Origin of the sequence: Binatus sp. (SeqCode) (genome assembly GCF_036522015.1) — a bacterium.
GTDB lineage: Bacteria > Desulfobacterota > Binatia > Binatales > Binataceae > Binatus.
The window spans coordinates 1-13,453 of record NZ_DATDGQ010000214.1 but is presented as its reverse complement, the minus strand read 5'-3'; the positions used below and the strand labels follow the sequence as shown (position 1 = coordinate 13,453).

The 13,453-nt window shown below is 61.7% G+C and carries 16 protein-coding genes, 1 tRNA gene and 1 pseudogene; 6 read left to right on the top strand and 12 right to left on the bottom strand.

The features are described 5' to 3' along the window. Nucleotides 1-7 precede the first annotated feature (7 nt). Complete coding sequence (locus VIW95_RS17490) at nt 8-271, top strand: aminotransferase class III-fold pyridoxal phosphate-dependent enzyme (RefSeq protein WP_349259313.1); 264 nt, start codon at nt 8-10, stop codon at nt 269-271. Here VIW95_RS17490 and VIW95_RS17485 read toward each other — a convergent pair. The 4 genes and pseudogenes from VIW95_RS17485 to VIW95_RS09315 form a co-directional block, all read right to left on the bottom strand. Next, nucleotides 194-592 (bottom strand): annotated as a pseudogene (locus VIW95_RS17485) (aminotransferase class III-fold pyridoxal phosphate-dependent enzyme); the annotation flags it as partial. The gene VIW95_RS17490 and the pseudogene VIW95_RS17485 overlap by 78 nt on opposite strands. A gap of 90 nt (nt 593-682) precedes the next feature. Further along, on the bottom strand, nt 683-1,504 hold the full coding sequence (locus VIW95_RS09325) for a hypothetical protein (protein ID WP_331585715.1): 822 nt from the start codon (nt 1,502-1,504) through the stop codon (nt 683-685). Further along, nucleotides 1,501-2,226: an NTP transferase domain-containing protein gene (locus VIW95_RS09320; RefSeq protein ID WP_331585713.1), complete on the bottom strand. Its 726-nt coding sequence runs from the start codon at nt 2,224-2,226 to the stop codon at nt 1,501-1,503. The genes VIW95_RS09325 and VIW95_RS09320 overlap by 4 nt, the downstream gene beginning before the upstream one ends. Next, the gene (locus VIW95_RS09315; RefSeq protein ID WP_331585711.1) at nt 2,220-2,948 is read right to left on the bottom strand and encodes an HAD family hydrolase; all 729 of its coding nucleotides are present in this window, start codon (nt 2,946-2,948) and stop codon (nt 2,220-2,222) included. The genes VIW95_RS09320 and VIW95_RS09315 overlap by 7 nt, the downstream gene beginning before the upstream one ends. Before the next feature lie 260 nt (nt 2,949-3,208). Between VIW95_RS09315 and VIW95_RS09310 the strand changes: the two genes are divergently transcribed. Genes VIW95_RS09310 through VIW95_RS09300 form a run of 3 tightly spaced genes read left to right on the top strand, consistent with a single transcriptional unit; the run spans nt 3,209 to nt 6,090 of the window. Beyond that, nucleotides 3,209-4,393, top strand: coding sequence for a CDP-alcohol phosphatidyltransferase family protein (locus tag VIW95_RS09310; RefSeq protein ID WP_331585709.1), 1,185 nt, complete (start codon nt 3,209-3,211; stop codon nt 4,391-4,393). Between the two features lie 31 nt (nt 4,394-4,424). Then, the gene (locus VIW95_RS09305) at nt 4,425-5,756 is read left to right on the top strand and encodes a radical SAM protein (RefSeq protein WP_331585707.1); all 1,332 of its coding nucleotides are present in this window, start codon (nt 4,425-4,427) and stop codon (nt 5,754-5,756) included. 19 nt (nt 5,757-5,775) lie between these two features. Further along, entirely contained in the window at nt 5,776-6,090 is a 315-nt protein-coding gene (locus VIW95_RS09300) for a hypothetical protein (protein WP_331585705.1), read from the top strand. A gap of 80 nt (nt 6,091-6,170) precedes the next feature. Here the strand turns inward: VIW95_RS09300 and VIW95_RS09295 are convergent, their stop codons facing one another. The 8 genes from VIW95_RS09295 to VIW95_RS09265 form a co-directional block, all read right to left on the bottom strand. After that, nucleotides 6,171-6,437, bottom strand: coding sequence for a BrnA antitoxin family protein (locus VIW95_RS09295; RefSeq protein ID WP_331585703.1), 267 nt, complete (start codon nt 6,435-6,437; stop codon nt 6,171-6,173). Continuing rightward, nucleotides 6,434-6,736 carry a BrnT family toxin gene (locus VIW95_RS17480; RefSeq protein WP_349259311.1) on the bottom strand — a complete coding sequence of 101 codons (303 nt, stop codon included), beginning with the start codon at nt 6,734-6,736 and terminating at the stop codon, nt 6,434-6,436. Before VIW95_RS17480 ends, VIW95_RS09295 begins: the two co-directional genes overlap by 4 nt. A 69-nt stretch (nt 6,737-6,805) precedes the next feature. Continuing rightward, the gene (gene panC, locus VIW95_RS09290; RefSeq protein WP_331585701.1) at nt 6,806-7,651 is read right to left on the bottom strand and encodes a pantoate--beta-alanine ligase; all 846 of its coding nucleotides are present in this window, start codon (nt 7,649-7,651) and stop codon (nt 6,806-6,808) included. Continuing rightward, nucleotides 7,648-8,487, bottom strand: a complete 840-nt coding sequence (panB, locus tag VIW95_RS09285; protein ID WP_349259312.1) for a 3-methyl-2-oxobutanoate hydroxymethyltransferase — start codon at nt 8,485-8,487, stop codon at nt 7,648-7,650. The genes panC and panB overlap by 4 nt, the downstream gene beginning before the upstream one ends. 252 nt (nt 8,488-8,739) lie before the next feature. Next, nucleotides 8,740-9,570: a PDZ domain-containing protein gene (locus VIW95_RS09280; RefSeq protein ID WP_331585697.1), complete on the bottom strand. Its 831-nt coding sequence runs from the start codon at nt 9,568-9,570 to the stop codon at nt 8,740-8,742. Continuing rightward, nucleotides 9,545-10,423 (bottom strand): MBL fold metallo-hydrolase, encoded by an 879-nt coding sequence (locus VIW95_RS09275; protein WP_331585695.1) that lies wholly within the window; start codon nt 10,421-10,423, stop codon nt 9,545-9,547. Before VIW95_RS09275 ends, VIW95_RS09280 begins: the two co-directional genes overlap by 26 nt. 17 nt (nt 10,424-10,440) lie before the next feature. Next, entirely contained in the window at nt 10,441-11,211 is a 771-nt protein-coding gene (locus VIW95_RS09270; protein WP_331585693.1) for a type III pantothenate kinase, read from the bottom strand. Between the two features lie 99 nt (nt 11,212-11,310). Then, entirely contained in the window at nt 11,311-11,931 is a 621-nt protein-coding gene (locus tag VIW95_RS09265; RefSeq protein ID WP_331585691.1) for a hypothetical protein, read from the bottom strand. A 102-nt stretch (nt 11,932-12,033) separates the two neighbouring features. Between VIW95_RS09265 and VIW95_RS09260 the strand changes: the two genes are divergently transcribed. Together VIW95_RS09260 and VIW95_RS09255 are read left to right on the top strand one after the other, a co-directional pair. Continuing rightward, nucleotides 12,034-12,777, top strand: coding sequence for an SDR family NAD(P)-dependent oxidoreductase (locus tag VIW95_RS09260; protein ID WP_331585689.1), 744 nt, complete (start codon nt 12,034-12,036; stop codon nt 12,775-12,777). Between the two features lie 50 nt (nt 12,778-12,827). Beyond that, nucleotides 12,828-12,904 (top strand) — tRNA-Pro (locus VIW95_RS09255). Nucleotides 12,905-13,453: the final 549 nt, after the last annotated feature.

Sequence of the window (13,453 nt, the reverse complement as noted above, 5' to 3'; positions counted from 1 at the left end):
GGTCAAGATGAGCAGTTCAGGCGCGGTCGCGGCAGTGCTGGTCGAGCCGTTTCAGGGGACCGCCGGCAACGTGATTCCGCCCGACGATTTCCTCCCGGCGGTCAAGGAAGTCGCGCGCCAGAACGACGCGATGCTCATCGCCGATGAGGCCGAGGACGCCGCCGGTCTTGCCATGGAAGCCGCCCCAGAAGCTGACCGCCTCATGGTGGCCGGTGGCGGAACGCGCCAGCCGGAGCGCGGCTTCGACCGCCTCCGCACCGCCGCTATATAGATGTGCGCGATTGAGTCCAGTGGGCGCGACTTCGGCCAGCGCTTTGAAGGCGGCCGCGCGCTCTTTGGTCGCGAAGGTGCCGACGGTCAGCCGCGACGCCTGCTTGGACAGCGCGTGGGCCATTGCGGGATGCGCATGACCGAGGCTGGCGACGGCGACGCCCGCGAAAAAATCGACGTAGGTGTTGCCGTCGGCGTCGGTGAGCGTGGCGCCTTCGCCATGGTCGAATGCGAGGCCGGCCAGCAGCGAAATTCGCTGGCGGCCCGGTGCGATATATTTTTGTTCGAGGTCGAAGATCTCCTTCGACTTGGGTCCCGGCACCGCGGTTTTGATCGAGGGAAGTTTTCCGTTGGTGGTTGTCGTGGTCTTCAATTGATAGCGGTTCGAATCCTTTTTATTTGCGGCGCGAGTCTAGCGCTGGCGGCCGAGCAGACTCATCGCGCGGCGCGCGATCGCGCGAGCGGCCGGTGCGCGCACCCGACTGTAGCTGGGCCAGTCGTTGAAATCGATAATCGCAAAACGATCGCCGCTCAAGACCGCGTCACCGCCCCACGCGCCCAGCCCAAGCGCTCCGGCCGCCGCGGAAGCCGCTTGCGACAGCGCTCGCACAGCAGCCTCGGGGACTTCCTCGCCTTCCAGATGCACGCTGAAATGCGCACTGCCGCTGACGCCGTAAAACTTGACGACCCGCCCGACGACTTCCTGCTGCAGATAGGCGAAGCGGATTCCGCGGCGCGCAAAATCGGCGAGAATCGATTCTATCTCGGCGCGATCGGCGGCACGCTGCACGTCTTCGGGCGCGAGCGCGTGCAAGTCGCCGCGCTTGACGAACACCCCGGCGGACAAGTCCAGCCCGGCGAGCTTGCGCGCGTCGAGCGGCTCGTCAGCAGGTACCAGCGCGCCCACGGGAGTCGGCACTCCGGCGCTCTCGAGGCCGGCCGCGAGCAAGTCGCGGTAGCAGTTGCGAATCGAGAGCGCGGAGTTGATCGCGACCGCACCGGCTTGCTCGACTTCGGCCAGCCGCTTGAGCGCGCGTGGCCCCTGGCACATCGGCAGCACGAGATCCGGATGCGGCGTCGGGTCCGAGGCGAAGCTGATTGCGTCCACCGCGCGGATCTCGATCCCTTCGCGCTTCAGCTCAGACAGAACGGCGTCGAGAATCGCGGCGTCGGCCTCGACCTTGCCCGGCGAAAACTCAGGCTCGCGATAAATTCCCAAAGCTCGATAGCTCATGGCATCTTCCGTATTGCGCGGCGCGCGGCGTCGAGGTCCGACGCTTCATCGACGTCGATCGATCCGTCAATCTCGATCGAGTCCAGCCGCATCCCGCGTTCAATGAGCAGCGCGAGGAAGCGGCGGAGCGCGTCGAGGCCCGCGCGGCGCGCGTCGGCGGCAAAGTCGAAAACTCGCGTCGACAGGAAATAGAGACCCGCCGTCACCAAAGAAGTCTGACGGTTGCCCAGCCCGAGGATCAACCCATTCTCTGTTACATCTGCGAAAAGCGGTTTGTCCTCGCCGCGCCATCGAGTGACGGCGAGCACACCGGCCAGATTTTTCTCGCGACACGCCTCAATTTTCTCGCGCGACTCATTAACAAAACGCACCAATTCGATCTGTGGAATTACAGCGTCCACCGTCGATGCGATAAACCATCCGGGCTCGAGCAAGTCGCCGAGCGCGAGCATCGTCTCCATCGAGTTGGCGGTGTCGCGAACGACGAGGCGCAGCGCTGGTGGAGTTTGCAGCGAGATTTCTTTGCCGACGCGCGCGGTCTCGGAGTTGATCACTGCGACGACCGAAGTCGCGCCCGCGGCAAGCAGCGCGCGCGCCTGCCGCGAGAGCATCGCCTCGCCACCGAGCTTGACGAGCGGCTTGGGGAGGTCGTCGCGGGTCGAGACGCGCAGGCGCTCGCCGCGGCCGGCGGCGATTATCGCTCCTTGCAGTTTTGTCACCATTGAAGCTGCGCAACTTCGTCGATACTTCGGATTGTAACGTCTGCGGCGGCAGAATCTTCACCGCATCGCGGTTCGGTGCACAGCCATACCGTGCGCATGCCGAGTATGTGCGCGGGTGCACAATCTTTGCTGAGCGAGTCGCCGATCATAGCGGCCGATTGCGGCGCGCATTGGAGCTTTTTCAAAGCGTCTTCGAAAATGCCGGGAGCGGGTTTGAAAATTCCGATGCGCGAAGAATCAGCGACCGTTGCGAAGAATCGATCGAGCTTCGCTTCTCCTAGCACGCGGTCGAGGTTTCCGTAGAAGTTCGACACTATGGCCATTTTGAAGCGGCTGTGGAGCGGCCCGATGACCTTGCGGCTGTGCGCGAGACCCGCCGACGTCTCGCGGACGAAAGAGTTTGTGACGGCCTCGACCAAGCGATGGCGTCCCGCGGCGCCGGAATCGTCCAGTCGCGCGCGAAGCTGGTCGGGACCGCTTTTCCGCAGGTATTCGAACTGATGGCCGACGAGGAATCGTACGAGGTCCGTCAGCCCGAAGCGCGCGACGACCCGCGTTGCGCCGTAGCCGATTCGCGTTGCGTGATCGAAGGCCGGGTCGAGCTCGGCGCGCGTGATTTCGACGCCTACGGCGCTATAACTGCCGAGGAATCGATCGAGCCAATGCGCAGGCCCGTCGAGTGTGCCGCCGAAATCGAACAACAGAGCGGAGATCGTGCCCATGAAACGGTCACTCTACCAGCCGCGGTGGTCAGCCTCTAGTTTCGTCTTTGATCGGTAGATTTCGCGACTCAGAATCAAAATGTGCCCTATAGAACTAATATTAGAGCGACCTGATCAGGCCGAAAAAAGCTCGACTCAAGTGGAAGCCCAACTCATAATGAGCTATGGAAGCTAGTAGTAGCGCTACTTCCGCTGGCGTTACCGCTGTGTTACCGTGGCGCCAATGCAACAGGGGGAAACCGGGTTTTAGTAGGACGTTGGTGATTGAAACTGCACTAATCGCTGCACCTGACCGCGCGGACAACGCGGTCTTCGGCCGCCCGCTGTTAGAGCGGTTGATGATCAACTGCGAGCGCGCCGGGATTAAACGGTTTGTCGTAGCAGCGCCGCGCGAGGATTATCAGGACGTCGCGCGCGCGATGGGGCGGTTCAAAAATTTGGACACAGTTTCGATGGTGGAGTCATTCAGCGAGATTTTGAATCATCGAAATGCGCAGGAGTTGGGCATCGACCCGTCGGCGCCGTGCGTATCCTTTTCGGGAAACCTGGTATTTGCGAAATCGCAACTGAATCGGATCCTCGAGGCGCACGCCTCGAATCCGGGGTTGGTACATCGGGAACTCAGCACCGACCACGACCGCGGCGGTGAAATCGCGACCGGTCCGATCGGCGAGATCCTCAAGCGCGGCGGAATTTCCAACGGCGTCGCGGCGCCGGCATCGAGTCTGCTGCCGTTCGCGCTGAACGGGCGCCCCGAGGATCGCGAGGAAGCCGAACTGCGGCTGGCGAAATCTATCCGCGAGGAATCAGCACATAAGGACGCGCCGATGGCCCGATGGGTGGACCGGCGCCTTTCGTGGCGAATCAGTTATTGGCTCGCATCGCATACGCGGGCCACGCCGAACATGGTCACGATCGCGAACACGATGTTCGGGTTCGCGTGCGCCTGGATGTTCTCGGTGCCGAACTACTGGATGCGGCTGTTCGCCGCGATTTTCTTTTTGGTCTCGATCACCATCGATGGCGTCGACGGGGAATTGGCGCGGCTCAAAATGGTCGAGAGCGATTTCGGCGGGAAGCTCGATGTAATCACTGACAACGTCGTTCACGCCGCTGTGTTCATCGGCCTGCTGGCCGGATGCTACCGGGTCGAATACAGCCGCGCTTACCTGTACCTGATTCCTTTGTTTCTCGGCGGATTCGCGATGTGCGCCTATGCGACGTGGCGCGCCTTCAAAATCAAAGGCGAGCAGGCGGCGCTGTGGCTGGACAAGGTCGATCGATGGAGCGGGCGCGATTTTGCGTACCTGCTCGTGATATTAGCGTTGGTTAATCATTTAGAGTTTTTCGCTTGGGGAGCGGCGTTCGGTACTTACGTGTTCGCGGTGATGCTGATATGGATTACCGGCCGCACTGAATCGTCCATGAAAGCTGAAAGCCTGTAGGAAGGAACCGAATCCGGCAGGCGGAGGAAGTATGAACGGCAAGAAGCCACGAATTCTCCTGGTGCAACCCACCACCGTCCACCTGGACGGCACACCGCACAAAACACGCTGGCGGCTGATCATGGGCCTCATGATTCCGTTGATGGCGGGACTGACGCCCGACGATTACGACGTGACGCTATGCGACGAACGCCTCGAGGACATCAACTTCGACGGCGGATGGGATCTCGTCGGCATGACGACCACCATTGGCGCGTCGCTGCGCGCGTACCAGCTCGGCGACGAGTTCCGCAAACGCGGCATCCCGGTGGTCTTCGGCGGATTCCATGCGACGCTGCAGACTGAAGAGGCGCTGCATCATTGCGACGCGGTCGTGAAGGGCGAGGCCGACCTGGTATGGCCCGAGCTGCTGCAGGACTGGCGCGACGGCAAGCTCAAGCAGGTTTATAAAGCCGACAAGGTGCACGATCTGAAGAACCTGCCGCGCCCGCGCCACGAGCTGCTCAAGCTCAATCGTTACCTGTTCAAGGCGGTGCCGGTGCAGGCGAGCCGCGGATGCCCGTATCGATGCTCGTTCTGCGAGATTCCCGTATTCTACGACGGCGCATATCGCACGCGGCCGATCGAGGACATCGTCGAGGAGATCAAGCAGGTCATGAAGGTGACCGGCTTCAAGCGCTTTCAGTTTATCGACGATCAGATCACCGGCAAGCACAAGTTCGCGCGCGAGTTGTTCAAGGCGCTCGAGCCGCTCAACATCCGCTTCTCCTGCTTGTGGACGATCAACTCGAATCACGACGACGAATTACTCGACCTGGCGGCGAAGGCGGGAATCTTCCACGTCAACATCGGCGTGGAATCGATCAGCCAGGACAGCCTGCTGTCGATGAACAAGATTCAGAATCACGCGGGGCAGTACAAGAAGCTGCTCAAGAAGCTCGAAAAATACGGGATCTACTACTCGCTGAATTTCCTGTTCGGGCTGGAAGAGGATCGGCCGGGAATTTTCGACGAGACGCTCAAGTTCCTGCACGAAGTCAAGGCGCCCGAGGCTTTCTTCAACACCGTGACGCCGCGCGTCGGCACGCCGATGCGCACGCAGCTCGAGAACGAGGGCCGCGTAATAATCCCCGACGCCGATCTCTACACCAACAACTTCCGCTGCATGTTCGTGCCGAAGAATATGTCGCCGCAGGAAGTCGAAGAAGGCGTGTGGCGATGCACCAAGGAGTTCTACTCGCTCAAGTCGATGTTCAAGCGGTTGCTGATGCCGCCGGGCAAGTTCACGTGGCAAGGACTGACCGAGAACATGCTCTTCTATTGGGGCGCGAAGCGGCAGATCGATCCGGTGGACTATTATTAGGCGATAGGCCAGCCCGGCTTTGATCCTAAAGACCCTCGCGATCCTGATACTCGCTGCTGTGCTCGAGGTCGGCGGCGATGCGCTGGTCCGCATAGGATTGCACAGCTACGGATATCCGCTGGCGGCGGGCGCGTTCACGCTGTTCGCCTACGGAATCCTGGTCAACCAGAGCGGTGTCGATTTCAACCGGCTGATGGGAATCTACATCGCAGTGTTCTTCGTAGTATCGCAGGCGATCTCACTAATTCTCTTCAAACAAATCCCCGACGACAGACTCCTGCTAGGCGGCGGCTTCATTGTAACCGGCGGCCTCGTGATTTTGCTGATGACGTAACTGCGCCGGAGCAAGCCCGAGCGCCAGTGCGAGCGGCCGGTAGGCAATGAAGAGCAAGTGAAACAATCGGGTCCGCTCGCTCAGGATTTAAATTCAGCCTTCAGTCGCTCCGCTACGAAAATCTTCAGTAGCGACTGATAGGGCACGTCGCGTTTGTTGGCCAACAGCTTCAAGCGATCCAGCATCGGCTTCGGCAGGCGGATCGAGATGGTCTGGGACGAGGGCTTCAGCTTCGGCAGCGTGCTGCGCCTGGCCTTGCGCCAGTCAATGTAGTCGGTCGAGTCGTGAGACGCCCAAAACTCACGCTCGGCATCTTCGGTCTTGAATCTCGGAACAACTTTTTTCATAGCGACCTGTAAACCATTCGCTCTTTGCGGCTCATACCACGAGCCGAAATCACACGGACGAGAGGGCCGCGTATCGTGAAAACTACAAACAGCAGCGTGGCCGTATCGGACTGCCCCAGTGCATAGAGACGTTCTTCCGCCTCGGAATGTTTCTCATCCTGACCAATGACAAGGGGATGGTTGAAAAAGACCTCCTCGCACTCAGTCGACGTAACCTGATGCCGCTCCCGGATCTTGGAGGAATTCGCGGCGTCCCACTCGAAGCCTTCGCACTCCCCTAGTCTTTCCGCCCACCCCATCCGCAATTATTGTATATGGCTGGCACATACACACACAAGCCGCAGAATATCTGGGTCCGGCGGGGACGTTCAGGGCAGGAGCACGACGTTGTCGATTAGCCTCGTTTTGCCGACGCGGGCTGCGATTGCGATCAGGATTGGACGGTCGAGCGATGGGTGGCGCGCCAGGGTTTCGGCGTCCACTGCTTCGACGTATTCGATCTCGATGCCTTTCATCCGCTTCAGGACGCGGGCTGCCGCGAACACTATTTCCTCGGCGCAGCATGGGTCGCTGCGATGCTTGTCGCGGGCTGCGCGTATCGCGAGGCTTAGTGCCAGTGCGTCTTCGCGCTCGGTTGGCGACAGATAGGCGTTGCGCGAGCTCATCGCGAGGCCGTCTTTCTCGCGCACGATCGGCACCGGCAGAATCTCCACGTCGAAGTTCAGATCGCGTACCATCTTCTGAATCGCGCGCAACTGCTGGAAATCCTTCTCGCCGAAAACTGCCAGATGCGGTTTCACGATGTTGAACAGCTTGGCGACTACCGTCGTCACGCCGCGGAAATGGCCGGGGCGATGTGCGCCGCATAGACCGTCGGTGATCTCGCCGGCGTCAACCCAGCTCTGCGCGTCCGGCGAGTACATCGCGGCGGGCTCGGGCGCGAAGACCACATCCACCGGCACCGTCTCGAGCATCGCGCAGTCGCGCTCGAAGTTGCGCGGATAGCGTGCGAAGTCCTCGCCGGGGCCGAACTGGGTGGGATTGACGAAGATCGATGCGACCAGGACCGACGACTCTCGGCGCCCTTCGCGCATCAGGGTCAGATGGCCGTCGTGCAGAAAGCCCATCGTCGGTACGAGCCCGATACGTTCACCGCGCTGGATCGCGTCACTGGAAAAACGGGTCATCTCGTCGGGCGAGGTAATGACGATCATCGCGGGGACCTCCTCGATTCTGCGTAGCAATGTTCCGGCGCCGGGAACGTGCGCTCCTTGACCTCGCGCACGTAGGCGCTGGCCGCGGACGAGGCTTCGTTCCACAAATGAGCGAACGGCTTGGCGAAGCGCGGCGCGCACGACTCGTAGAGGCCGAGCATGTCGTGCATCACGAGTACCTGGCCGTCGCAATCGGGACCGGCGCCGATGCCGATAGTCGGGATTGCGACGCTGGCGGTTATCTCGCGCGCTAACGACGGCGGCACGCCCTCGATCACGATCGCGAATGCACCGGCGGCTTCGAGCGCGAGCGCGTCTTCGAGCAATCGCTCACGGCATCCAGCGGTGCGGCCGGATTTGCGGCCTTGCACGCGATGCCCGCCCATCCGATGTATCGACTGCGGCGTCAGTCCGACGTGGCCCATCACCGGAATGTCGACGGCGGCGATTCTCGCCACAGCGTCGGCAACCGCGACGCCGCCTTCGAGCTTCACCGCCTCGGCGCCGCCTTCCTTGACGAGACGGCCGGCATTGCGCAGCGCGTCTTCAGGGCTGATTTGATACGACAGAAACGGCATGTCGGCGACGACGAGCGCACGGCGCCGGGCACGCGCGACCGCGCGGGTGTGGTAGATGACCTCGTCGATCGTGACTGCCAGCGTGGTGTCTTCGCCGCGCACCGCCATGCCGAGACTGTCGCCGATGAGCAGCACGTCCACGCCGCAGTTGTCGAAGATCCTCGCGAATGGAAAGTCGTACGCTGTCAGCATTGTGATCGGCTGGCGCGCGGCCTTCATGCGCGCGAGATCGGGCACGCGAACTTTTTCCTGGGTCATGTTCTCACTCACTCGCTTCGGTTGCTCTCACTAAAAAAATCGGGGCTGCCGCGCACCGGCAACCCCGCATCTGAGCAAGCTCGAATGAACGAGTGCTCGAATCACTCGGAGTCCCGGTCCTCATCGGATCCAGGCGCGAGCAAACAACGAAACCAAAAATGTCCTCTCAACACCGTCTCGCCGGGAAATTCTTCCTCGACGGACCAATTCAACTATATAGAGAAAGCGTGCGCGCGCGTAAAGGAGAAAAATTCAGTTGGTGGCTTGCAGGATGTTGGCGGGGACCGGCATCGTTACCTGGACGCGTTTGCCGTCACGCAGGATGCTCAGGTAAACGATTTCGCCGGGCTGGAGGTCGCGCATGCGGTCCTGGAAGTCGAGAAAGTTGGTCACGCGCGAGCCGTCGACACCGATGATCATGTCGTAGCTCTCACCGACCCGCATGTAGTCGAGCGCGGGAATCACCACCACCGACAAGCCGCCCGAGAAAACGGCGCCCACCATCGCAGCAGCCGCAAGCGCGTCGTGGACGGTGTGAGTGTAAGGGCGCAGGCCCACGGCGGCGGCGGGACTGCCCTTCGTGACGGCAGTGATCAGCAGGCCGTCAGCGTCCTCGCCGGTTTTGAGTGTGCGTTTCGCTTCGCGCAATTGCATCCCGAATGGAGTGGAAAGCTCGCCCTCGCTGTCGAACTCCTGCAAAGCTTTGAGCTGCTCCGGCGGCATGCCGCTCTGCTCCTCCTGGTAACGCGCGACTTCACTGCTGTCGTTTGAAGTTTGTGAATCGGTCGCGATGCCCGATGGCTGCTGCTGCGAGGCATCCGCCGGATTGGGGGGCGTTATCTCCGCGGTGCCGGGCGCGGCAGCCTGGATGTTGTCGAGCGGCGTCGGCACCATGTTCGATGGGCCGGCGGCAGTTGAGCCTGCGGGTGTGGATGCGGCAACAGTCTTTAGGGTGGTGGTATCGGCGCTGGACTGGGCGGAGGCGAGCGCGCTGGCGAACAGAACCAGCACCATCGCGGCGAGCGATGCGCCGAACGCGTGATGCTCGCGCGCGTTGCTAGTTAAGACTCCAGCGCTTTTCATGCTCCACCACGCGGCCCTCTCGCTCGAGCTTTTTGAGATGAGAGCGAATCGAGCTCGCAGCCGCAGCGTGCAGATATTCCGGATAGTCGACGTAAATCTTCTTCACGATCGCCATCGCGTCGAGCGGGCCCGCGCCGTCGCCGAGCGCCTCGAGCACCTGGCGCTCGCGCAATTCGCGATGCGCAATGTACTCGCCGATCTTTTCTTTCGGATTGCGGATGACCGGGCCGTGCGCCGGATAAATCGTCTCCAGATCGAGCGCCAGCAGGCGCCTGAGCGAATCCATATACTCGCCCAAATTCCCGGTGTCGTCGGGAATCACCGTGGTCCCTGCGCCAAGCACGACGTCCCCCGTAAAGACCGCGCGTTCTTCTTCGAGATAGTAGCACAGGTGATCGGGCGCGTGACCGGGCGTGAAAACTGCGCGCAGGGTGGCGCCTTCGGTGTGCACGATAGCGTCGTGGCCGATCGCAGAAATCTCGCCGGCGGGCGCGTCATGGCCCGCCCACGGCATCTTCAGCACTTCCATCTCGCCGAATTTTTCAGTGACTTGCTTGACGCCTCCAAGGTGATCGACGTGCGCGTGGGTCAGCACGATTCGTTCGAGCTCGGTGGCGCCGGAGAGTTCCTTGAGCGCCGTTTCGAGCAAGTCGGGGTAAATCGCGACGCCCTGCCCGGTGTCGAGCAAGATTGGACGTTTCGAGGTGCCGACGAGGTAAGTGTTGGTGCCGGGTCCGGTAAACGGACTTGGATTCTGGCCGAGCACCGTGGCGACGCGCGGCGAGATTCGCGAGTAATCCGGCATCTTGAGACCGATCATCGAATCAGTCACGACTCGCGTCTGCTTGCTCATCAAACGTCCCTCGAAAACTAGCGCCGGTTGCGCTCAAATATCAGCCGTAGTCCTTTTAATGTCAGAAACTCATCGACCTCTTCAATCGTTTCGCTTTCGGGTGCGATCAGTTCGGCCAGGCCGCCGGTCGCGATGACGCGCGCCTTTTCGCCGCGCTCCCTCAGGATGCGCGTGACGAGGCCGTCAACCAGAGCGGTGTAGCCGAAGATCAAACCCGACTGAATCGAGCCGACGGTGGTGCGGCCGACCGCCTCGCGCGGGCGGACCAGCTCGACGCGATACAACTTTGCGGCGTGCTCGATCAACGCGTTCATCGAGACGCCAAGCCCCGGCGCGATCGCGCCGCCGGCGTACTCGCCTTTGCCGGTTACATAGTCAAAGGTCGTGGCGGTGCCGAAATCGACGACGATCGTGGCGCACGCGTAGCGCTCGTAGGCGGCGACCGCATTGACGATTCGGTCGGCGCCCACTTCCTTGGGATTTTCGTAGAGGATCGGCATCCCGGTTTTAATTCCCGGACCGACCATCAGCGGGGTGCAGTGGAAATAGCGCTCGGCGAGTTGCTCCATCACCTGGTTAAGCGGCGGGACTACGCATGCGATCGCAACGCCTTCCGGCTTGACGCCGCCCTCGAGGCCCGCGCCCGCGAGCAGAGTGTTGAGCAGCGCGCCATGCTCGTCGGTGGTGCGATCGGTAACGGTCGAGATGCGCCAGTGATTGCGCAGTCGCTCGCCTTCGTAGATTCCAAACACGGTATGGCTGTTGCCAACGTCAACCGTTATCAACATGACAAATCCCCGTCCGACGGGCGTCGTCGGTAGCGACGCGATCGGGCAACGATAATAGCGCGCGAACTCTGCGTAAAAGAAACGGCGCGCGAGACGCCGTTAATGATGAAATCCGAACGGACTGCTCGCCATCCCCATCATCGGACTGCCCGCCGGCCGCCCGAACGCAGACATCGCGGGAGGATTCATCCACGGGCCCTGATTCAGCGGCGGGCGCGCGGCTTGAGTGATCGGGCCGCTCATCGGCGCATACGCAGATGCAGGAACTGCCGAAGTTGGGTTCGATCGCGCGACGGTCACCGGGTAAGGATACGGATAGACCGCATAGGGAACCGCGTAGACCTGTTGGTTCTGGTAGTCGTCGGCGTCACCCCAATCCTGATCGGGCGCGCCGGAGCTGGCGGTATCGTCATCGAGGACTTGAGGCGGAGCACCGGGCGACGGAGCGTTGATCGCCTGGGTGCCGTCGTCGTCATTGGCGTCGGCAGCGGCGTCGCATGGAACCGAGGCAGTGTCCCCGGTGCACGTCGCCTGCGGAATCTCAAGCACCTTGTTTGCAGTCTCCGCGTTCTCATCGATGCCGGGTCCTGTACGATCCCAATTGGCATCGACGCTCGTGCCGGACTCGGGCTCCTCCTGGGAGAACGCAAAACGCGCACTCACAAAGACGGTCATCGCGAGCGCTGCAAAAATTGCGACGATCAACCGCGGGCACTTCATGAGATAAACATTACCAGCAGATCCGCAGAGCGCCAAGGCAAAATCTGTAGCGCGCCCGGATAAGGTTTGCACGCTCGCCGCGAGCGGCTAAGATTCCGCGTTATGTCGGAAGCAAAAGTCGCATTGGTAACCGGCGCAGGCCGCGGCATCGGCCGCGACATCGCGCTCCGCATGGCAAAGGAAGGGTACGCGGTCGGGCTGATCGCGCGGACCAAGTCGCAGCTCGACGAAACCGCCGAGTTGATTCGCGCGCAAGGCGGCAAGGCGGTCGTGACGCCGACCGACGTCGCGCGCCGCGAGCAGGTCGTCGCCGCGGTCGAGACCGTCGAGCGCGAGCTCGGGCCGATCTCGGTGCTGATCAACAACGCGGGCGCGTACCTGCGCAAGCGCTTCACCGAAATCACCGAAGAGGATTTCGATTTCCAGCTCAAGGTGAACGCATACGGGCCGTTCTTCTGCACGCAGGCGGTCATCGGCAAGATGGCCGAGCGCAAATCAGGCACGGTGATTTTCGTGCTGGGATCGGAGTCGCGCAGCGGACCGGCGCAATATTCAGCCTACAACGCGTCGAAGCTGGCGCAGCGCGCGATCGCGGAATCGGTCGCCTACGAGTTCATGCATCTCGGCGTCCATGCTGCCGCGCTCGACGTGGACGGCGCCGTGGACAGTGCGCGAGTGCGCGAGTCGATGCCCGACGTGGATCCATCGCACTTCGTGCCGCCCGCCGCGATATGCGACGAGATAGTGCACCTGATCAATCAGTCGAAGAGCGCGTGGACGTTTCAGGTGGACATGCGAGCGTTCGTGCAATGGCGCCCACGCGTCGCGCCGAAGAAAAAAGTCTGACGCTCTGGCACGCTGGTCTTGGCAGAAGCGAATATATAAGTTCGACGCGTCGGGGTGTGGCGCAGACTGGTAGCGCACTCGCTTGGGGTGCGAGTGGTCGCCGGTTCAAATCCGGCCACCCCGACCACTTCAAAAACCTGGTGAATCAAGGGGTTCTCGCCATCTCACTTCAGGAGTGGCTTTTGCCCGTCCGCGTATTGTGCCCACTTTGTGCCCCCTCTGTGGCAATTTCGGTCTGTAGGGCGGTCTCTGCCGGACTCGGTTCGAGGGTAGCGAATCGCTGGGCGCCAAACTTCGATCGCTTCGACGGCGGGGCGCGCTCGTTCAACATTCAGATCAATCTCGGACCTGAGAACGAAGCTCCAGCGCTGGAGCTAGAGACCACCAAGGTTGCTCCCGCCCAAGGACGAGCCGCGCAATTGATCGGCGATTCAAAGAGCCGTCCCCGGGGAGATGTGCCTCGGCTAAGATGGCCGAAGGTCTGGAGATGTGCTAAACGCGCCGATAAATGCCGCATCGTTCAGTATCCGCCCTCGCGCTGACAGCGTCGCTGGTCGCCGCGACCCTGACGCTGGTGTTTCCGAGTGCCGGAAGCGCTATTGACGCGATCCCCGTTTCACCACACCAGCAAGCGCAGGCAGCTCAGCCGCCCGAACCGCAGATCCAAGGTGACGAG

What these genes read in the sequence shown, in the direction of transcription:
- VIW95_RS09320 (WP_331585713.1), bottom strand. Translation starts at nt 2,226, where the DNA reads ATGGTGACAAAACTGCAAGGAGCGATAATCGCCGCCGGCCGCGGCGAG.
- panC (WP_331585701.1), bottom strand. Translation starts at nt 7,651, where the DNA reads ATGATCGTCATTACCTCGCCCGACGAGATGACCCGTTTTTCCAGTGAC.
- VIW95_RS09260 (WP_331585689.1), top strand. Translation starts at nt 12,034, where the DNA reads ATGTCGGAAGCAAAAGTCGCATTGGTAACCGGCGCAGGCCGCGGCATC.
- VIW95_RS09315 (WP_331585711.1), bottom strand. Translation starts at nt 2,948, where the DNA reads ATGGGCACGATCTCCGCTCTGTTGTTCGATTTCGGCGGCACACTCGAC.
- panB (WP_349259312.1), bottom strand. Translation starts at nt 8,487, where the DNA reads ATGACCCAGGAAAAAGTTCGCGTGCCCGATCTCGCGCGCATGAAGGCC.
- VIW95_RS17490 (WP_349259313.1), top strand. Translation starts at nt 8, where the DNA reads ATGAGCAGTTCAGGCGCGGTCGCGGCAGTGCTGGTCGAGCCGTTTCAG.
- VIW95_RS09280 (WP_331585697.1), bottom strand. Translation starts at nt 9,570, where the DNA reads ATGAAAAGCGCTGGAGTCTTAACTAGCAACGCGCGCGAGCATCACGCG.
- VIW95_RS17480 (WP_349259311.1), bottom strand. Translation starts at nt 6,736, where the DNA reads ATGGGGTGGGCGGAAAGACTAGGGGAGTGCGAAGGCTTCGAGTGGGAC.
- VIW95_RS09275 (WP_331585695.1), bottom strand. Translation starts at nt 10,423, where the DNA reads ATGAGCAAGCAGACGCGAGTCGTGACTGATTCGATGATCGGTCTCAAG.
- VIW95_RS09305 (WP_331585707.1), top strand. Translation starts at nt 4,425, where the DNA reads ATGAACGGCAAGAAGCCACGAATTCTCCTGGTGCAACCCACCACCGTC.
- VIW95_RS09270 (WP_331585693.1), bottom strand. Translation starts at nt 11,211, where the DNA reads ATGTTGATAACGGTTGACGTTGGCAACAGCCATACCGTGTTTGGAATC.
- VIW95_RS09295 (WP_331585703.1), bottom strand. Translation starts at nt 6,437, where the DNA reads ATGAAAAAAGTTGTTCCGAGATTCAAGACCGAAGATGCCGAGCGTGAG.
- VIW95_RS09325 (WP_331585715.1), bottom strand. Translation starts at nt 1,504, where the DNA reads ATGAGCTATCGAGCTTTGGGAATTTATCGCGAGCCTGAGTTTTCGCCG.
- VIW95_RS09265 (WP_331585691.1), bottom strand. Translation starts at nt 11,931, where the DNA reads ATGAAGTGCCCGCGGTTGATCGTCGCAATTTTTGCAGCGCTCGCGATG.